This window comes from Intrasporangium mesophilum (assembly GCF_054783095.1).
The window spans coordinates 199,893-220,857 of sequence record NZ_BAAGRF010000019.1 but is presented as its reverse complement, the minus strand read 5'-3'; the positions used below and the strand labels follow the sequence as shown (position 1 = coordinate 220,857).

Annotated in this window: 9 protein-coding genes; 4 read left to right on the top strand and 5 right to left on the bottom strand. The window is 70.0% G+C overall.

The window, feature by feature from the left end; all coding sequences use genetic code 11:
- Positions 1-37 precede the first annotated feature (37 nt).
- A complete protein-coding gene (locus ACYVLP_RS17280; RefSeq protein ID WP_452271613.1) occupies positions 38-733 on the bottom strand; it encodes a LuxR C-terminal-related transcriptional regulator in 696 nt (231 codons plus the stop codon).
- Positions 730-2,262, bottom strand: coding sequence for an ATP-binding protein (locus tag ACYVLP_RS17275; RefSeq protein WP_460628568.1), 1,533 nt, complete (start codon positions 2,260-2,262; stop codon positions 730-732). Before ACYVLP_RS17275 ends, ACYVLP_RS17280 begins: the two co-directional genes overlap by 4 nt.
- Before the next feature lie 125 nt (positions 2,263-2,387).
- Here ACYVLP_RS17275 and ACYVLP_RS17270 point away from each other — a divergent pair, with 125 nt between their 5' ends.
- From ACYVLP_RS17270 to ACYVLP_RS17260, 3 genes are all read left to right on the top strand, one after another.
- On the top strand, positions 2,388-3,764 hold the full coding sequence (locus ACYVLP_RS17270) for a PspC domain-containing protein (RefSeq protein WP_460628567.1): 1,377 nt from the start codon (positions 2,388-2,390) through the stop codon (positions 3,762-3,764).
- 110 nt (positions 3,765-3,874) lie between these two features.
- Positions 3,875-4,471, top strand: a complete 597-nt coding sequence (locus ACYVLP_RS17265; protein ID WP_460628566.1) for a hypothetical protein — start codon at positions 3,875-3,877, stop codon at positions 4,469-4,471.
- A gap of 691 nt (positions 4,472-5,162) precedes the next feature.
- Positions 5,163-7,127, top strand: a complete 1,965-nt coding sequence (locus ACYVLP_RS17260; protein WP_460628565.1) for a M13 family metallopeptidase — start codon at positions 5,163-5,165, stop codon at positions 7,125-7,127.
- A gap of 59 nt (positions 7,128-7,186) precedes the next feature.
- On the opposite strand, the gene ACYVLP_RS17255 is transcribed toward ACYVLP_RS17260, so the two are convergent.
- Complete coding sequence (locus ACYVLP_RS17255; protein WP_460628564.1) at positions 7,187-7,648, bottom strand: SRPBCC family protein; 462 nt, start codon at positions 7,646-7,648, stop codon at positions 7,187-7,189.
- A 319-nt stretch (positions 7,649-7,967) separates the two neighbouring features.
- Between ACYVLP_RS17255 and ACYVLP_RS17250 the strand changes: the two genes are divergently transcribed.
- A complete protein-coding gene (locus tag ACYVLP_RS17250) occupies positions 7,968-18,428 on the top strand; it encodes a calcium-binding protein (protein WP_460628563.1) in 10,461 nt (3,486 codons plus the stop codon).
- Between the two features lie 170 nt (positions 18,429-18,598).
- Here the strand turns inward: ACYVLP_RS17250 and msrA are convergent, their stop codons facing one another.
- Both msrA and thrS read right to left on the bottom strand, forming a co-directional pair.
- Positions 18,599-19,276, bottom strand: a complete 678-nt coding sequence (gene msrA / locus ACYVLP_RS17245) for a peptide-methionine (S)-S-oxide reductase MsrA (protein WP_460628562.1) — start codon at positions 19,274-19,276, stop codon at positions 18,599-18,601.
- A 255-nt stretch (positions 19,277-19,531) separates the two neighbouring features.
- Positions 19,532-20,800 carry a threonine--tRNA ligase gene (gene thrS, locus ACYVLP_RS17240; protein ID WP_460628561.1) on the bottom strand — a complete coding sequence of 423 codons (1,269 nt, stop codon included), beginning with the start codon at positions 20,798-20,800 and terminating at the stop codon, positions 19,532-19,534.
- Positions 20,801-20,965: the final 165 nt, after the last annotated feature.

The following is a 20,965-nucleotide window of genomic DNA, read 5'->3' as shown; positions in this document are numbered from 1 at the left end:
CGGTGATCCTCAGCGACGTCGCCTAGCCGGAGCACGCCTAGAGCAGACGGCGGCCCATCGCCCAGGCCGTCAGCTCGTGGCGCGAGCTGAGCTGCAGCTTGCGCAGCACCGAGCTCACGTGTGTCTCAACGGTTTTCACCGAGATGAAGAGCTCCTTCGCGACTTCCTTGTACTGGTAGCCGCGGGCGATGAGGCGCATCACCTCGCGCTCACGGGCCGACAGCCGGTCGAGCTCCTCGTCGATCTCGGCCACCTCTCCCGCCGCCGCGCCGAACGCGTCGAGGACGAACCCGGCCAGGCGCGGGCTGAACACGGCGTCGCCATCGGCCACGCGACCGATGGCCGTGAGCAGCTCCTCGGCACTGATCGTCTTCGTCACATAGCCCCGGGCCCCGGCGCGGATCACGGCGATGACGTCCTCGGCCGCGTCCGACACGGACAGGGCCAGGAAGCGGACCGGCGTGCCCGCAGGGTTCTGGACTGCTGCGCAGGCGCGGATCACGTCGGCGCCGCCGTGTCCGTCGCCGCCCGGGAGGTGCACGTCGAGGAGCACGACGTCAGGCTGCTCCTGGGTGATGACCTGCGTCGCGGACTCGACGGCCCCGGCCTCGCCGACGATCTCCAGGCGGTATGCCGCCGAGCTCGCCAGTGCGGTCAGCTCGGCGCGGACGCCGGTGCGGAACATGTGGTGGTCGTCGACGATGACGATGCGGATGGTCCGCCGCTCGGTCATGTGGGCTGCTCCTCGTTCTGCTTCGCCGGTGTCGTGGCGTGGCCGTTCGTCTCGCCCATTGTGGTGCCGCCGGCTCCTTCAGTGGGCTCCGGGCTCGTGACGTGGCCGTTGGCCTTCCCGTTCGCCCGGCCGTGGCCCTTGCCCTCGCCGTTGGCCTTGCCGGCGTCCTTGGCGTCCTTGGCGTCCTTGGCGTCCTTGCCGTTCGAGACAGGGGCCGGCTCGGACACGGGCAGCCGCAGCTCGACCTCGGTGCCGTCTGGACGCCGTCGGATCCGGGCCGACCCGCCGTGGCGTTCCATCCGCCCGATGATCGACTCACGGACGCCCGCCCGGTCGTCCGGCACATCCGTGAGGTCGAAGCCCGAGCCGTGGTCGCGGACGAACGCCTCCACGACGTCCGGGCCTACTTCGACGTACGCGCTCACGGGTGGTTCGCCGTGGCGTACGGCGTTCCAAGCCGCCTCACGCACCGCCTTGACGAGCGCGTCGAGGTGCTCGTCCATCGGGCGGTCGCCGGTGACGACGAGCTGGACGGGCACGCCGTGGAGGTCCTCGACCTCACCGAGCGCGGCGGTCAGTGCGGCTCCGAGGGTGCCCGCGCGGGCGTCCTCGTCATAGAGGTAGGTGCGCAGCTGGCGCTCCTGAGCCCGGGCCAGCCGGGCCACCGTCGCGGCGTCTCCGCTCTGGCGCTGGATGAGCGCGAGCGTCTGCAGCACCGAGTCGTGCAGGTGCGCGGCGATGTCGGCGCGCTCGGTGGCCCGGATGCGGGCGGCCTGCTCGACGCGCAGGTTGCTCCACAGCCGCAGGATCCACGGTGCGCAGAGCACGGTGACGCCGACCAGCGCGGCGAGCACGGCGCCGGCCACCTGCCCGAGCTCGGCGAGGTTCGTGCCACGCACGAGCAGCCCGACGAGGCCGAGGATGGTCAGGCTCAGCCCGACCAGGAGCCAGATCCAGCGCACCGGCCGCCGGGAGCCGAGGGCGTCGGTCTCGTCCAGCTGCGACCAGAAGAAGATCGCTCCGATGGCGATGGCGACGATCGGCAGGATCACCTCGGCGTGGACGTTGAAGCCCACGCTTCCGAGCCAGAGCGCGCCGGCGACGGCGAGGGCCGCGACTCCGAGGAGGGTGATGACGACCGCCTGGTTGCCGCTGCGCAGCCACGTGCGCAACGCCGCGAGGTCGAGCCGGTGCCGGGGTGCGGAGGTGGTGGCCGCGTAGGCGCCAGGTGCCGTCGTCGCCGAGCTGGCCGGGCCGGCCGCGACGGCCGGGTCGACGTCGAGCGCCTCGCGCATCGTGGCCCAGAGGAAGACGTAGACGACGAGGCCCGCACCGAACGGGATGCTCGTCAGCACGAACCCGATCCGCACCCAGCCGACCGGCAGGCCGAGGTGCCCCGCCACTCCGGCGGCGACGCCGGCGATGACGCGGCCGTCCCGTGGACGCGCGAGGGGAGGCCTGGGCGTCGTCCGCCACGTCGGGCCGACCGGCGCGCTCCCGCCTCCACCCTGCTCGTATGCCGTCTGCACGCTTCCATCCTCGCCCACCTCAGGGGGTGGCGGCGACCCTCGGGGCCGGGTTTGGGGGTTGCGTCAGGGTCCGTTCAGGGTCGACCCTCATGGTTGCCGCCGGACCGAACGGACACTCTGGTGACATGACGAAAAGCAACGGCGCCCCTCCGCAGCAGGGGCACGGTCTGGACGGTTTCTACGAGGCACTCCGTCGTCCGGGGATCGTGCGGAGCTCCGACGGCAAGTGGTTCGCCGGGGTGTCGACGGGCCTGGCCCGTTGGCTGGGTGTCGACCCGCTCATCGTCCGTGCGGGCTTCATCCTCTTCTCGATCTTCTTCGGGATGGGTGTGGCGCTCTACCTGACGCTCTGGCTGCTCATGCCGGACGAGCGCGGCGAGATCCACATCGAGCGCGCGCTCAAGCACGGCGAGGGGAGCTCGATCTTCCTGCTCATCGTCACTGCGATCTCGGTCCTCGGCGGAGGCCCCTGGTGGGGTGGCGACACGCAGGGCCTGCGGTTCGGGGGCTTCATCCTCGTCGCGGTGCTCTCGTGGTACTTCCTCACCCGCACCGACCGTGGTCGCGACCTCATCGGCTGGCCATGGAGCGAGGGTGCTCAGGGCCGGAGCGGATCGACCGGCTCGACCGGCTCGACCGGCTCGGCCACGGGTTCGAGTGACGCCGGCAGCACCGGGTCGTCCACAGGCACGGGCTCGACGGGCAACGCCGCCGCCAACGCCGGCGCGGCGATGACCGGGCAGCGCACGGCGACCCCTTCGACCGGGCCGGCCTGGACGAAGCCGGCGCCCGTTCGCGCCCCCCGCGAGCACGTCCGCTCGATCGGCTTCGCCGCCGGAATGCTCGTACTCGGTGCTGCAGTCCTCACCGGCGCCCTGTTCACGCAGCTCGCCAAGGCCGGGGACTGGCTCGGCAACCCGATCGCGATCGGCATCGCCGCAGGGCTCGGCGTCCTCGGGCTCGGCATCCTCGTGGCCGGCATGGCCGGCCGGCGGTCCGGCGGCCTGGCCCTGTTCGCATGGCTCGGCATCTTCGGCGCGGTCTTCGCGTCCGCGGCGCCGGTGGGTCTGACCCAGCCGTGGCAGATCGGTGAGCGCGACTACGCCCCGACCTCCGCCTCGCAGCTGACGGACTACCAGGTCACCATGGGCAACCTCCAGCTCGACCTGAGCAAGCTGACCAAGTCCGAGCTGGCCACAACCCCTGAGACCGACACCGTCAAGGCCACGGTCGGCCTGGGCGAGCTCGACATCGTCGTCCCGAAGGACATGCACGTCGTCGTCAACTCCAAGGGACGCGCGGGTGAGGTCGTCGCGACCGACAGCAACGCACCGAGCATCGAAACCGGGATGCGGAAGACCGGCACCAACGAGTACACGACGGACGGCGTGCACTGGGAGCAGACCGTCAGCTACGGCGCCGCGAACCAGCCCACCGACCTCGTGGTCGACGCTGAGGTCGGCCTCGGTTCGATCCAGATCAGCACGGCGAGCGCGTCATGAGCAGGCCAGGGACCGATCCCGAGCGCGCACGCGACCGCCAGGACACCACAGACACCAACGACGTCGAGTCGACCTCCGAAGCCTCGACTCCCGCACTGGAGACAACTGACATGAGTGACAACGAGATCCGCCCTGGCGACGACTCGCCGGAGTTCAGCGACCCCACGGCCGAGCCGACGCCGGACCCAGCTGCGCCAGTGGGCGCGACCAGCCTCTCTTCGCAGCTCGGCTGGCCCGAGATGTCCGCCCCGACGTCGCCCGCGAGCCCGGCCTCGAGCTCGGTGCCGTCACGGGTCGCAGCCGAGTCGACGTCGCCTATCCCCACGACCGCGACGCGCGAGGTGCCTGCCGCCCGGCCCTTCCGGGTCGAGCCCGCCACTCCGGTGCCGGACGATGTCGTCACCGAGCCGGACCCGCTTCCCGGCAGCGGACTCCCGCACCTGCCCCCGCCCTCCGCTCCGGCGCCCGTGGCGGGACCGCAGGAGCCGACCCGTCCTGCCCTCGTCGTCGTGCGGCGCGGTCCGCGCCCCGGCGCGATCATGCTCGGCCTGCTGAGCATGATCGTCGCCGCCTACGTGCTGGTGGCCAACCTCACCGACACCGACGTCAACCTGCGCCTTGTCGGCCCGCCGATGATCGGGGCCTTCGGCGGGATGCTGCTCATCGTGGGGCTCGTCGGCGTCGTCACCGGCCGCATGCGCCGCTGAACCATGGAGCCGGCGCCCGCGCCGGGATGCCGCTGGGTCGGGAAGACGGGACCCGACCCAGCGGCATTCGCCTGCCCAGCCCGCGGCTTGCGGCCTGCAGCCTGGGTCGCGCCCTAGCGCGCGCCCTCCCGGCGCCGCCCCTGAGAACCCNGCCCTCCCGGCGCCGCCCCTGAGAACCCGGCCTGACCTGTCTGGTCGAGTGGGCGCCCCGTCCCACCAGTCCCAGCCGTGGGCCGGGTTCGCGTGTGACGGGTGGGACGGGCCGCCCACTCGACGAAGAAGCGCGGCGCCCGTGTCGCACTCAGAACCCGCCTGACCTGTCTGGTCGAGCGGGCGCCCCGTCCCACCAGTCCCAGCGGTGGGCCGGGTTCGCGTGTGACGGGTGGGACGGGCCGGCCACTCGACGAAGAAGCGCGGCGCCCGTGTCGCTTGCGCCTGCTGGCGTCCGTTCGCGCCTGACCCTCCCGGCGCCTGGCCCTCCCGGCGCCGCCCCTGAGAACCCGGCCTGACCTGTCTGGTCGAGTGGGCGCCCCGTCCCACCAGTCCCAGCCGTGGGCCGGCTTTGCGTGTGACGGGTGGGACGGGCCGCTCACTCGACGAAGAGGGGGCAGGGAAGGCCGGACGGCATACGGCGCGGTTAGGCTCCTCCTGGGCCCGACACACGGGCGGTCTGAGTGAAGGGGAAGTCACCGTGGTCCTGAAGTCCGGTATCAACCTCGAAGCGTTCGACCGGTCGACGCGTCCCCAGGACGACCTCTTCCGGTTCGTCAACGGGACGTGGCTCGACACGACCGAGATCCCGGATGACCGCGCCCGGTTCGGCACCTTCGACATCCTGCGTGAGCAGTCGACGTCGCGTGTTCGCGACCTCATCGAGGAAGCCGCGGCCGCCCAGGACTCGCCGGCGGGCTCACCGGCCCGGCAGGTCGGCGACCTCTACGCGAGCTTCATGGACACCGCCCGGATCGAGGACCTCGGCCTCACCCCGCTCGAGCCGCTGCTGTCCGAGGTCGCAACCGTTACCAGTGCGGATGCACTCGGCGGTGCTCTCGGGCGGCTGGCCCGCGGCGGGGTCAGCGGGGTGCTGCATCACTGGGTCAGCCCCGACGAGCGGTCTCCCGAGGACTACGTCGTCTATCTCGAGCAGGGCGGGCTCGGCCTGCCGGACGAGTCGTTCTACCGCGAGGAGAAGTACGCCGACATCCGGACTGCGTACGTGGCGCACGTCGCCCGGCTGCTGGCGCTCGCCGGGATCCCGGACGCCGAGGGCAAGGCCGACCGGGTCATGGCACTGGAGACGCGCCTCGCGTCGTCGCACTGGGACAACGTGACCAACCGCGACGCGATCAAGACCTATAACGCGCACACCTACGACGAGGCAAAGGCGCTTGCGCCCCAGTTTCCTTGGGACGCTTGGCTTTCCGGGATGGACTCCCCGGACGGCACGTTCGCCAAGGTGGTGGTGAGGCAGCCGAGCTTCGTCACGGCGCTCGGCGAGGCCGTCGAGTCGGCCGACATCGCCGACTGGCAGGCCTGGCTGACCTGGCATGTCCTGTCCGAGTTCGCCTCGCTGCTGCCCCAGGCCTTCGTCGACGAGGACTTCGACTTCTTCGGCCGGACGCTGTCGGGCCAGCCGGAGAACAAGGAGCGGTGGAAGCGCGGCGTCGCCGTCGTCGAGGGCTGCGTCGGCGAGGCGGTCGGGCAGCTCTATGCCGAGCGGTGGTTCCCGCCGGCCGCCAAGGAGCGGATGCAGGAGCTCGTGGCCAACCTCGTCGAGGCCTTCCGACGGTCGTTCGGCTCGCTCGCCTGGATGGGACCCGAGACGCGCGACCAGGCCATCGACAAGCTCGACGCGTTCACCCCCAAGATCGGCTACCCGGATCGCTGGCGAGACTACTCGTCGATCGAGATCAGCCCCAAAGATCTCATCGGAAACGTCTGTCGTGCAACGGCTTTCGAGGTCGACCGCAATTTCGGCAAGATCGGGCAGCCGATCGACCGCACGGAGTGGTTCATGCTGCCGCAGACGGTCAACGCGTACTACATGCCGTCGATGAACGAGATCGTCTTCCCGGCGGCGATCCTGCAGCCACCGTTCTTCGACGTCGAGGCCGACGACGCCGTCAACTATGGCGGCATCGGCGCCGTGATCGGGCACGAGCTCGGTCATGGCTTCGACGACCAGGGCTCGCGCTACGACGGCACCGGAACGCTGCGCGACTGGTGGACCGAGGCTGACCGCGAGCGGTTCGACAGTCTGTCGCAGCGCCTCATCGAGCAGTTCAGTACGTACACCCCTGCCGGACTCGACGCCTCGCACAAGGTCAACGGCGGGCTCACGGTCGGGGAGAACATCGGTGACCTCGGAGGCCTGCAGATCGGCTACTCGGCCTACCGCATCGCGAGCGAGCTCGACGGCATGGCCGAGATCGACGGCTTCACCGGCCCGCAGCGGTTCTTCATCGGCTGGGCCCAGGTGTGGAGGGGCAAGTCCCGTGAGGCAGAGGCGATCCGGCTGCTCGCGATCGACCCGCACTCACCGCAGGACATCCGGGGGAATGCCGTCCGCAACGTGAGCCAGTTCCATGACGCTTTCGGCACGACCGCGGACGACGGCATGTGGCTCCCCGAGCCCGAACGGGTCCAGATCTTCTAGCCGGGCGGCGCCCAGGTCGGACCGGGTCGGCTCGGGCCGACGCCGACCGCGCCGGTGGCTCAAGGGGTCTCGGCGGCGCGCTTCAGCTGGGCCAGGCCCTTCTCGAAGTCGGGGCCGATCAGCTTCTCCATCGACCAGAACTTGCTCATCATCCGCATCACGACGTTCTGCGGCCCGGTCATCGCCCACTCGACACGCGTGCCGTCGCCGGTCGGTGTCAGCGTGAAGTCGACCTGGTTGTGTGCCTTCATCGGCGATGCGAAGAGCAGGTCGACGCCGACGTGCTGGGGCTCCGACGCGGTGATCTCCATCCGCCCCTCCCCGGCTTGACGGTTCCCCTTCCACGCGTAGGTCGCCCCGACGCCGGCGTCCGGCCCGGCATACGCGCGGTCCATGGCGGGGTCCAGACCCTCCCACGGTGACCACTTCTGCCACTCGTGCAGGTCGTTGATCAGGGCGTGCACCCGCTCCGGTGTTGCCGCGACCGTCGTCTCGCGGCTGATGTGGAAAGTCTTCGCCATGCAGGGAATCCTGCCAGCCGGGGCGTCAGAGTTGGGACGGAGTCGTCGGCCTCAGGCCGAAGTCCTTCGCAGCGATGCGCGAGAGCGGCCGGCTGATGGTGATCTGCCGATGAACGCATATCCGAGATTTCCGATTCTTAGGACACGGTGACTGCGCCGTCACTACCTTTGTCTGCGCAGGAGCGCGACTCGCCGACAAGCCCGCGCACAGCCAGGCGGACGAGCCCCGTTCCTTCTGGGGGAGATCATGGCGCACAGGTCAGTTCGTCGTGCAGTTCGTCACGCCGTCCGTCGGGGAGTCGGGGCCCTCGTCGCAGCCGTGCTGGTCGCCACGGGAGCCTTCGGGTTCGCGGCGCCGGCGCAGGCCGCGACTCCCGATCCCGGCGTTGACAAGGTCGTCGCGCTGCTCGGAGGAGCCGGCGGCACGAGCAACCTGGCGGCATGGTCGTCCGGGCTGGCCGCGATCGGCAAGCTCGGTCAGCCGATCCCGTTCGTATCGGCGAGCCCTGGTGGCCTCGCCGGTCTCGACGACGTCATCAAGGAAGGGATCGCCGGCCCGGTCACCGGCCTCGACACCTGGGCCGATCTCGCCACGACGGACAAGACCGTCGCCATGCCGGGCGGTCGCACCGGCACGCTGAACATCAGCGTCGAGGACCTCAACGCCGGCAAGCGGGTCCACGTCAACCTCGTCGTGAAGCGCACGGTCTCGAACCAGGCCCTCGCGGTCAGCAACGACAGCCCCAAGGTCGAGCTGGCTGCACCGACAGGCGTCACGGCAACGATCGAGGCGACCGTCTCGCTCTGGGTCGTCTGGACCGGCACCACCGACAACCGGGTCTACCTCGCCAGCGACGCCCCGCACGCCCCGCGTGTCGACGTCGACATCACCGCCTCCCTGTCGGCGTCCGCGAAGGCATCCGTCGGCATCCTTGGTGTCACGCTGAGCAGCAGCGACTTCTCCGTGAAGGCGCACGCCTTCGCCAAGATCAACGACCCGAACAACGACGGCGTCCTCGCCTTCGACGCGGCAGGCACCGGTGACGGCGAGCTCGCAGCCGCAGGGTCCCTCCAGGGGCTCGTCTCCGCCGGGCTCGACCCGGACGGCTCGCCGACCGACCCCGGCACCCCCGGGTCGGTCAGCGGCACCCTGAGCATCGCCGCCGACACGAGCAGCCTTGCGGGCGTGACGTTCCCGAGCAACGTCGCCGCGGACGTGACGATCTCCTGGCCCAACATCGCTGTGGGCACCCCCACGATCTCGGCGCCCACGCTGGCCTCCCTGGTGGGCAAGTTCCAGAACATGAGCCTGCGTGACCTCGCCGACGGTCTCGCTCAGGTCGCGACAGCTCTGACGGGCATCCAGAAGTCGAAGTTCGACGCCGACGGCGCGGGTCCGGGCACCGACTCCATCGGCAACCTCGACCTACCCTTCATGCGCGGCACCGTGTCCGACGCGGTCAGGGCCAACCAGGTCCTCGTCGACTTCCTCAAGGCGAACGTCATCCAGCCGCCCGACCCGAACCAGCCGTCACCGCCCGGCTTCGACGCCAGCGCCGTCGGCAACCCGACCTTCACCTCGCTGCAGGACCTCATCGGCAAGCTCAAGGCCGCGGCGGGCATCGACCTCGACAACCTCAGCTGGGACCCTGCGACGAGCAAGCTCTCGTTCCACCTCATGATGTCCAAGACGCCCCCCGGGTCGCCGGTGGCCATGGACGCGGGCAGCGCCAAGGTCTCCAAGCCAGGGGCGACGTATGCCGACGACGGCCTTTCGATCAGCGACGGCACGACGTGGACCGCGAACCAGTTCGCCGGAATGCGAGTCGTCGCAGGCACGTCCGCCGGTGAGATCGCGTCGAACACCGCGACCTCCCTCACGCTGTCCGGCAACTGGATCGGTGGCAAGCCGTCGGACTCGACGCCGTTCGTCATCGTCGGCCCAGAGGCGCAGCTCGGCGCGGTGGCGTTCGGCGACAGCTTCAGCGACCAACCCGGTGGTGGGACCACGCCGCGGCGAGGCATCCTCAAGGCGAACTCCGCCCAGACCTTCGCCAAGGTCACGCCGTCCTTCACCGCGAACCTGACCCTCGTCCTGGACCTGCAGGACCCGAAGACGGGGACCGGCTGCATCGGGTTCGAGGGCAACCAGCAGGCGTGCCCGTTCACCCAGACCAACGGCGCGTTCAAGACCAACGTCGCCTCGCTGCCCCTCGGCCCTGACCGCGTCATGATCCACACCGGTGACCCGCTCATCTCGGCCGACTTCCCGATCGAGACGAAGGTCGACTTCACCGCCAACGCGGGCTTCTTCCAGGTCCACCTGGTAGGCAACCTCAAGGCCTGCAACAGCAGCGCCCCGGCGAACTGCTCAACGGCCGGCACCGGCCACATGCTCTCGATCGGGCTCAAGCAGACCGGCGACGCGCAGCACGACCTGCGCCTGCGCGATCTGTTCTCCCGGCTCGTGACCTCGACGCCGACCGGACCCAGCCAAGCCAGTGACCTGCTCGACGTCGACGTCAATGTCCGCGCCTTCGCCGACCTCACCGTGTCGATCCCGGAGGCCGACACCTTCCTGCCCGGCGGCTCGAGCATCACGACGTCGGCCACGTGGAACGACCTGACCAAGACCTCGGGGCCCGACGGCCCGCAGTTCAACCTCGCTGGTCTCGACAAGATCTTCGCCCTCGACTTCAAGCCCGGCTCCCAGGCCGAGCTGTTCGCGATCGTCCTCAAGACGCTCCAGACGCTCGCCGCCCAGCTCGCGGACGCGCAGCCCGGCGGCCCGAGCGGTATCTACAGCACGGAGATCCCGGGCACGGGCGTCTCGCTGCGCGACCTGATGCGGCGCGACGTGTCCGGAGACGGGGCGGATGTCCACTACACCGACACCACGCTGACCGACAGCACCCGCACCTTCCCGACGACGTTCGCCGGCCGCTCGATCATCGTCGGCACGCAGGTCGCGGTCGTCGACCACACCGACGGGGCGCACCAGGTCACCCTGACGCAGAAGTGGACGAACAAGCCCGCTGAGGGTGCGGCATACAGCTTCCGCTCGCCGCTCGACGACGCGATCGACGCGATGTCGGTGCACCCGCCGCAGAACATGCAGGACCTCGTGAAGTTCCTCAACGACCGGCTGGGGTCCGGTGCACTGAAGTTCCGGTACCTCGACGACAACGGGACGCCGAGCATCGTCCTGGACCTCGCATGGGCACGCGGCTACCAGACGAGCTCGCCGATCCGGCTCCAGCTCGACGGCGTGCCTGCCCTCGCATCCGCGTCGACCTCGGGCAAGGGCACCGTCTCGGTGAGCGGCGGCGTCAACGTCGGTCTCGTCGTGCCCCTCGCCCCCGGCGCGGGCCCGAGCGACGCGGACAGCCTCAAGGTGCTGGCGGACTCGAAGATCAGCATCGGCGCCCACGCCGAGTTCAACGGCAACGCCGCAGGCACGCTCGGCCCGCTGACGGTCTCCGCCGGCCTGCCCGGCGGTGCGCCGAACACACAGGCACAGGTCAAGGCGGACCTCAGCCTGGAGCTGGCGGGCGCCGGCAACCCGCCAGCCGACACGCCCGTGAAGTTCAGCGACTTCCTGTCCGGCCTCGGGGTCAAGTTCAACGCCAGCAACAACCCCGTGGACTGCGGTGAGGGCCTTACGACCAAGCTCATGGTCTGCGGCACCATACCCCTGTATGCCGTTGTGGCAGGTGGCAACCCAACCTCCCTCGGGACGGCTGCTCTCCGAATCCCCAACTCCACCAGCGTTTCCGACCTGACCAACCTGACCGGAAACGTGCCCGTCGACAACGTGCCCAAGCTCGAGGCGCCGTCCGGCCTCGCGGCCGCCCTGCAGAACGCGATAGCCGACTTCACCCAGATCGGCCCGGGTCTCGACGGCTACCTCGCCAAGATCGAGCAGGCCATGCGCCTAGCCACGTTCGACGGCAAGCTGCCGTTCGTCGGCAAGGACCTCCAGCAGGGCGCCGACGCGATCGGCAAGCTGCGCGACGAGATCAAGAAGGCCCTCGGCAACGTGCCGGCGAGCCCGAAGGAGGCCCGCCAGTACGTCAACGACAAGCTCAAGGACGCCATCGCCGCGGCCGGGCTCGACGACGCCAACCTCGTCGTCAACTACGAATGCTCCGCCAACCTGGAGCCCGCGGCCGCGCCGACCCTGACGCCCACACCGTCGGGCGCAGGCTCGACGACCTGGGAGTACAAGGTCGTCGCCAGCCAGGGCAGCGGCCAGGGCACCGACGGGGACACGATCCCGTCCGGGTCCGCCAGCACCACGACGACGTGGACCACGCTCGGCGGCGGCAACTCGATCAAGCTGGACTGGAGCTCCGTCGCCGGTGCGACGAAGTACAAGATCCTGCGCAAGGTCGGCGCCGACTTCAACCTCGTCGCGACGATCGACGCCGCGAGCGGCGCCACGCAGACCTACACGGATGCCAGTAACGATCCCGGGACGGCATACAACGAGGTCAACACCAAGCCGCAGCTCATCGACTGCCCCGCGAACAACGTCGAGGGCGTGAACATCACCTTCGAGATCCTCGCCGGGCAGGTCGACGAGACCCAAGGCTGCGTTCCCGGCTCCGGCTGCCTCGGCGACGGCAAGAAGATCCCGCTCGACATCGGCATCCCCGGACTCGCGCTGCGCGCCGGGCCGGACGACGCCATCACCTACGGGCTCGGCCTGCAGCTGCATGTGAAGGCGGGCATCAGCAAGACGAAGGGCTTCTTCATCTACACGCACGACGCGTGGCAGAACGGCAACGCCGCTCCGGAGTTCGGCGTCGGCGCCCGGTTCGACATGCCGGCGACGATGAAGGCCCAGCTCGCCTTCCTCAACATCGACGTCGACAAGAACGGCACCGACCCGCTCTTCGCCGGCGCGTTCACGGTCGACCTCAAGTCGCGGGACAACCCGGAGACCGCGAACTCGATCCTGACGATCGACGACATGGGCAACGGGGACGTCGGGTCGCTCTTCGGCATCTCGGTCACCGCGAAGATCCACGCTGACTGGCTGATCAAGGCCTCGGTCGACTCGGTGCTCCCGGGGGTCCAGGCCAACTTTGTCCTCGACTGGAAGTTCGACAACAAGGCCCTCGACGCCATCGGGGTGCCGACGATCGACTTCAAGGACGTCCAGATCGACGCCGGCGGCTTCTTCTCGAACCTGCTCGGTCCGGTGCTCAACAAGATCAAGGACGTCACCGGCCCGATCCAGCCGGTCATCGACACGCTCTACGCGCCGATCCCCGTGCTGTCCGACCTGAGCAAGCTGGCCGGTGGAGGGGACGTCAGTCTGATCACCCTGGCGAAGACCTTCAACACCCTCGCCGGAGGCCCCAGTCTCGAGATGGTCGACAAGATCACCGCGCTCGTGACCCTGGTCAACCACATGCCCGACTGCACGACGTCGTGCCTCATCCCCATCGGTGCGTTCAACGTTCCGGGCGCCGACGCGCTCACCACCACCGTCTCGCCGACGAGCGCGGACCGGCTCGTCAAGCCGACCGGCACGCCCGTGACCGGTGATGACCTCAAGACCACGCTCAACGGCAAGGGCGGCAAGGGCACCGTCTTCAACACGAAGGCGGATGGCCAGGGGTCCGCCAACAAGTCCGGCTTCACGTTCCCGATCCTCGACAACCCGGCGTCTGCCTTCAGCATCCTCATGGGTAGCGACGTGCCGCTCGTCGAGTTCGACAGCGGCCCGCTGACTCTCGGCTTCACGTGGCGTCAGGCCTTCGGGCCGGTCTACGCCCCGCCGCCGGTCATGGTGACGCTGGCCGGCTCGGCGTCGGTGACCCTGCGGTTCATGGCAGGGCTCGACACGCAGGGCATCCGGTACGCCATCGAAGCGGCCAAGGAGAAGCAGTCCGTCGACCCGATCAAGCTGCTCGACGGCCTGTACTTCAAGACGACCGACGCCGACGGCAAGCCGGTGCCGGTGGTCCAGCTCGACGGCGAGATCGCCGCCGGGGCCGCGGTCACGGCGCTGGTCATCACGGTCGGCATCGAAGGCGGGTTGCACCTGACGATCGGCTTCCACTGGAACGACCCCAACAACGACGGCAAGTTCCGCGTCAGCGAGTTCCTCAAAGCGGCGATCAACAACCCGCTGTGTCTGTTCACCACGACCGGACGGCTGAGCCTGTTCCTGCGTGTGTACATCACGCTCGGGTTCTCACCGTTCAGCGTGTCGTTCAGCTTCACGCTGGCCGATATCACCCTGCTCGACTTCACCGCGCAGCCGGACTGCGAGCCACCTCCGCCACGTCTCGGCGGCACGGACAGTGACACCTTGTACGTGTTCGCGGGCACGTTCGGCACCGACGGTGCGCGCGGCGCGCCCTGGGGCAACACGGGCGCGACCAAGGCCGACACGGTCAAGGTCACCTCTCTGCACTTCGCGCAGAAGAAGGATGTCGACGACGCCGGCACCAATCCGGACTTCGACGGCTTCTCGGTGCAGATGCTCGGAGATACGCGCGTCTACCTCAACCCGAACCTCAAGCGCGTCGTCGTCGACGGGCGCCAGTCCTCGACCCCGCTCATCGTCAGCTTCGTCGGTGACGGCAAGAAGGACTCGGACGTCAGCTCCCAGACGGTCCAGGCTGACATGTCGCTCTTCGACAAGGACGCCATCGTGATGGGCAGCAAGGCGGCCGACCAGATATCCACCGGAACCGGCAACTCCTGGGTCGACGGCGGCCAGGGCGACGACCGGATCGTCACCGCCGACACGGCCTCCACCGTGGCGCGCGTCGCCGGCGGCGACGGGGCCGACACCATCACGACCGGCGCCGGTGACGACTTCGTGTCCGGCGACGGGACCCTCGGCGGGACGGATCTCGGTCCCACCGATGTGACGCTGAACGATGTCGACGCGGCCAACTGGAAGCTCACCACCGTGAAGCTGACCGGCCTCATCAACTGGAACAGCCTTGCGGACCACGACCCGACGACCGCCGAGCCTCAGGCCGGCACGGGCGGCGACGTGATCAGCGTCGGCCTCGGCCACAACCGGGTGAACGGCGGCCCGGGCGACGACAAGATCGGCGTCGCGACCGACAAGCCGGACGGCAGCGTCAAGTCCAAAGGCAACACGCTCATCGGTGCCGACGGCAGCGACACCATCTCCGGTGGCGCGGCCAAGGACGTCATCTTCGCCTCCACGGAGCACACCTTCGGCGTCGACGAGGCCGGCGAGCCCGACACCCTGACCCAGGTCTCCGGCAAGGCCGTCCCGAACATCATCGAGACCGGCTCGGGCAACGACGAGGTCTACGGCAGTGCGTCCGAGGACGTCGTCACCAGCCACTCGGCGAAGTCCGAGCACGCCAGGATCCTCGGCGGAGGCGACAGCGACGCGCTGGTCGGCGGCTACGGCACGGACGCCATCTTCGGCGGACCGGGCGACGACTACGTCATCGCCGAGCCCAGCAAGGTCGGGTCGCTCGGCTCCCAGCAGGACACGATCGAGGGCGTCTCGTTCGGCCTGACCCGGAGCGTGGAGCACCTGCCGCTGCCGCCAGAGGGCACGCCGCCGTCGAGCAAGACGCTCGTCGGAGGCAAGGGCAACGACCACATCATCGGCGGCGACGGCCCGTCGACGGTCTTCGGCGACACGCTCCGTGATGCCGCGACCGTCGGGGCCGCGGACGACGAGACCTGCCGCGCGGGCTCGCCAGTGATGTCCGACCCCGTTCCCGAGGGCACCACGGGTGCCGGCGGCGACGGCAACGACCTCATCCTCGGTGGCGCCGGGGTCGACACGATCTCTGCGGGTGGCGCGGACGACCGCGTCCTCGCGGCCGGATCGGGAGACCTCGTCTGCGGTCAGGAGGGCAACGACGTCCTCTTCGGCGGCGACGGCGGCGACGACGTCTGGGGTGGCTCAGGCAACGACCGCGGATACGGCGACGCCGGCGCTGACTACGTGTTCGGCAACGCCGACGACGACCACCTGTACGGCCAGGACGGCGAGGATGTCGTCGAGGGCAACAACGGGGCCGACTGGGAGAGCGGCGGACCCGGCAACGACGTCGTCTACGGCGGCACCCGGGCGGCCGGCCGCACCGACAAGGACGCCCTCGACGCCGGCGACCAGCTCTACGGCGACGCCGGCAGCGACATCCTCATCGGCGACAACGGCACGGTGGACGACCCCACCACGTCCGCCGATGCCCCAGCGATCCCGCTCGACCTCGACGGCTCCAAGCCGGACGCAGGCCGCGGCGACCTGATCTTCGGCGGCGACGGCACCGACACGGCATACGGCGGCCTCGGTGGCGATCACGTCAACGGAGGCAACGACGCCGACCATCTCGAGGGCAACAACGACTCCGACGTCGTCCACGGCGACGCGGGGGAGGACGAGATCGTCGGTGGGTCGTTCCAGCAGGCGACGCCGGGGGTTGGCAGGCCCGACACGGGCGACCTGCTCTACGGGGACGGCGGCGCCGACCTCATCACGGGCGACAACGCCATCCTGACCTCACCGGTCAGCGACGCGGACACCACGCCGGTGACCCGCAACCGCGGGTTCGCCTCGAACCACAAGGTCGTGCTGCTCGACCTCGGCACGTCATCGGCCGGCACCTTCGGCGCCGACCAGATCTTCGGCGGCGACGACCAGGACGTCGCCTACGGGCAGAGCGGCAACGACCGGATCAAGGGAGACGCCGGCGACGACTACGCCGAGGGCGACCAGGGCACCGACTGGATCGAGGGCGACGCGGGTGCGGACGACCTCGTCGGTGGCAGCTCGACGCCGTCGGGCGGGTCAGGGGCGAGCACGGCAGGCCAGCCGGACTCCGACGACGCGGTGTTCGGCGGCCCGGGCGACGACGTCGCTCTCGGCGACAACGGCCAGATCCTCCGGCCGGGCGCCGGCCAGGCACCGACGTCGGTGACGGTGCGACTCGGCAGCACGCCGGGCACGGCGATGACGCCGCGCGTCATCCAGCCCTGGGACCGCAGCGCCGGCAACGGCTTCCTCAGCACCCCGGACGCCCAGCGCTACGGGTTCGACATGATCTCGGGTGGCGACGGGGTCGACGTGCTGGAGGGCCAGGACGGCAACGACACGATCACCGGTGACGGCGGGGCCGACTACATCGAAGGCAACGGAGGCGTCGACTCGATCTTCGGCGACCTCGGTCTCGGGGACCCCTCGGCCCACAACACGCCCAGGCTGACCGTCTCGGCCACCTGGCCGGGCACCGCGAGCGGACAGTCCCTGCTGGTCGGACCGGGCAGCGCCGACGGCCAGGACGACCTCATCGGCGGCACGACGACCCCGGCGTTCCGCGACAGCGGCGACTACATCGAGGGCAACGGCGCCGACGACGTCGTGCTCGGCGACAACGGCTCGCTGCTGCGGACCCTGACCGGCACTCCCGGCTCGCAGTCCGAGAAGGTGTATGCCGACCGGTACCCCGACGGGGCAGTGCCGGCCGACGCCACGACGTCCCGCACGCACGACCCGGCGCTGCCGGGACCGAGCACGCGATTCTGCACGAACGCGCAGACGACGTGTGAGGTGACCGGCGCGTTCGGTGACGACGTGCTCTGGGGCGACGCAGGCAACGACGGCGTCTGGGGTCAGGACGGCAATGACCGGATCTCCGGCGGCGCGGGCGACGACGACCTGTTCGGCGAGCTCGGGAACGACCGGATCAACGGCGACGCCGGGCGCGACGCGATCCTCGGCGACCGGGGCGGGGTCGTGAACGAGTTCCTCAGCCCGAACGACACCCCGGCGCAGTTCACGGACGTGCTGAACAACCCGCCGAAGGAGACGTTCGTCGGGTTCGAGCGCGGGGCCTACGACCGTCGGGTCGACCTGCTCCACGACGTCGACGGCGACCAGTGGATCGGTGGCCCGAGCGACGCGGCCATGCCGCACCCCGGCCTCAACGAGGGCGGTCGTGACCTCATCCGCGGCGGTACCGACGCCGACAACATCCACGCCGGCTTCGGCGACGACGTCGCCAACGGCGACAGTGGTGGCGACGACGTCTACGGCGACGACGGCGAGGACGTCCTCTGGGGCGGGCTCGGGTGCGACCCGGTGCTCGACGCGGCGACGCCGGACTGCCAGACCAACGGCACGTTCGACCCGGCGGCGCGTGGGACCGGCGACCGGTTCGTCGACCACATCTTCGGCGGTGTAGGCGAGTCCGACGTCAGCAAGCAGGATGTCAGCGGCTCCGACCTGCTCGACCTGCGGCCGCGGGGCACCTACACCCCGGGCAGCGGGTGCACGCTCGCCGACTGGCCGGTGACCTCGAGCGACAAGAAGAACCCGGTGACGGTCGACCCGTGCTTGTGGTTCGAGATGACCGACACGAACGACGCGGACCAGGCCAACAACAACCACCACCAGGGCATCGACTGGATCTACGGTGGCTGGGACCGCGACGTCATGCAGGGCGACGTGGCGGCCAACGGACCGAACGCGGGCGACCGGCTCATCGACTGGAACGGCGCGTACAACCTGTACACGCACTGCAACGCGGCCTATGGCGGCTTCAACGACGTGCGTCAGCATTCGCCGGACATGCAGGCCTTCCTGACCCAGCTCGCCTGGGCAACGGGAGCCGGCCAGACGTCCTCGGACGTCAACACCTCCGGGACCTCGGCGTTCCGCGAGCTGGCGTTCGTCTACCCGTCCGACAACAACGCGCACGGCTCCGGCTCGGCCTACCCGACCACGCCGGGCCACTTCGAACTGGTGGCCTGCCAGAACTGAGCCCCTGAAGCAAACACCGAGCAGTCGGCAGCTCCGACGGTTGTAACCGCCACGAGAGTGCGACTGCTCGGTGTGTTGCGCCTAGCGACCTGGGTGCCACGAGCCCAGGCAGACGTATGCCGCCCGGCCGGCCGGGCGGCATACGTCCTAGGTGTGGGCGGCGGGCGCCGTCACTGCACCGGCGGCGCGATCTCCTGCTGGGCGGGCAGCTGGTCCTGGCGGACGATGCCGACCGGGCAGGTCATGCCGTTGGGGCCGTGGTTGCAGTAGCCGCCGGGGTTCTTGTGGAGGTACCCCTGGTGGTAGTCCTCGGCGAGGTAGAAGGGCCCGGCGTCCTTGGCCGAGCGGATCTCCGTGGTGATCTCGCCGTAGCCGTTGTCGTGGAGCACCTCCTGGAAGGCGTCGCGGGTGGCCAGCGCCGCGGCCTCCTGCCCAGGCGTCGTCCAGTAGATCGCCGAGCGGTATGCCGTGCCGATGTCGTTGCCCTGCCGGTTGGCCGTCGTCGGGTCGTGGTTCTCCCAGAACGCCTTGAGCAGCATCTCGGGCGACGTCTTCGTGGGGTCGTAGACGACGCGGACCGTCTCGGCGTGGCCGGTGAGGCCGGTGCAGGTCTCCTCGTAGGTGGGGTTCTGGGTGAAGCCGCCCATGTAGCCGACCGCCGTCGCGATCACCCCGGGCTGCCGCCAGAAGATCCGCTCGACACCCCAGAAGCAGCCCATCGCCACGTAGATCACCTCGGAACCGTCGGGCCAGGGCCCGTCGATGGGGGTGCCGAGGACGACGTGCGTCGGGTTCACGGCGAACGGCCTCTCGTCGCGTCCGCGCAGCGCCTCGTCGCGGGTGGGCATCGTGGTCTTCCTGCCGAATCCGAACACCATTCCAGTGTCACATCCTTGCTCGTAGCCGTCCTTGCGTCTGTGTAACGCCGCACCCCACCCCCGTATGCCGCCCGGCCCGTCCCCGGGTCCGGCCCCGCCGTGTCCCAAGGTCCCGCTCCGGTTCCGCAACACACCCGGAAGTCGTCAGCTCGCCCTAGTTGCAACTATGCGGAGCTGCAGGTTTCCGGGTGTGTTGCCTGAGAGGGGGCCGTAGGGGGAGGGCGGTCAGGCGTCCCAGGTGACCAGCCGGCGCCGCTGGGCTCGGGCGTCGAGGACCCGGTCCACGAGCCGGGCCGCCGGGAGCACGCCGCGGAAGCCGGCGGCGACGTCGGTGACCTGCACGCTGCCCTCCGCCGCCTCCCTCTCTCCGATCACGGCAACGAGCGCGACGCGGCGCCGACGGGCCTCCCGGACGCGCGCCCCGAGGGAGTCGTCGCAGACCAGCTCGACCCGGACGCCATGGCCGCGCATCACCTCGACCAGCGACCGAGCGGCCTCGTCCTGTTCCGCTGACACCGGGAGGACGGCCACCTGGACGGGAGCCAGCCAGAGCGGCATACGCCCGTCGTAGCGCTCGAGGAGCGCAGCGACCACGCGCTCCATCGACCCGACGGTGCCGCGGTGGATCATGACGACACGGTGCTGCTCGCCGTCCTCGCCGTGGTAGCTCAGGTCGAAGCTCTCGGGCTGGTTGAAGTCGATCTGGACGGTCGCGATGGTCTCCTCGCGCCCTCGGGAGTCGTAGACCTGCAGATCGAACTTCGGGCCGTAGAAGGCAGCCTCGCCGGGTGCCTCGACGAGTGGCAGCCCATCAGCCTCGAGGATCGCGCGACCCGACTCGCGCAGCGCGGCCTCAGCCTGGGCCCACTGCTCGCGGGTGCCGAGCCACGCGTCGGAGTCGTCTCGCATCGACAGCCGCACGTGGTCCACAGGCAGGCCGAGGATGCGCTGCGCCTCCAGCGCGGTGCGCAGCCCGCGGGCCGCCTCGTCACCGGCCTGGTCGGGCCGGCAGAACACGTGGGTGTCGTCGAGGCTGATCTGGCGCACCCGGGTCAGTCCCGAGACGACGCCCGAGCGCTCGGCACGGAACATCGGTGCCAGCTCGTTGAGGCGCAATGGCAGCTCCCGGTACGAGTGACGGCGCGCGGCGTAGATGAGGGCGTGGTGCGGACAGTTCGCGGGACGCAGCACGAGCTCGTCGTCACCGACCAGCATGGTCGGGAACATGTCGTCTGCGAACTTGGTCCAGTGCCCCGAGCGCTCGAACAAGGCACGCTTGCCGAGGACGGGCGAGTAGACGCCGACGCAGCCGTCGCGGTCGGCGAGGTCCTTGGCGAGGCGCTCCAGCTCGGACCGGATCACCGCACCCGCAGGCAGCCAGAGCGGCAGGCCGGACCCGGCGAGCGGGTTGGTGGCGAAGACGTCGAGGTCGCGGTTCACGACCCGATGGTCGGGCAGATCGGCGAGGTCGTCGCCCGGATTGGGTTGGTCCATGGTCGGCTCCAGGTGGTCGGGCCCCGTCGGACCCTGGCCGCATCGCCCGGGAGCCGACTCCGGGGCGATGGGTGAGCAGTGAGGCTCAGTGCAGCATCGATGCGCCGGAGGGATCCGGCGTCGTCGTCTGCTGCTGGCGGAACATGTTCCGAGGGTAGGTGCCCG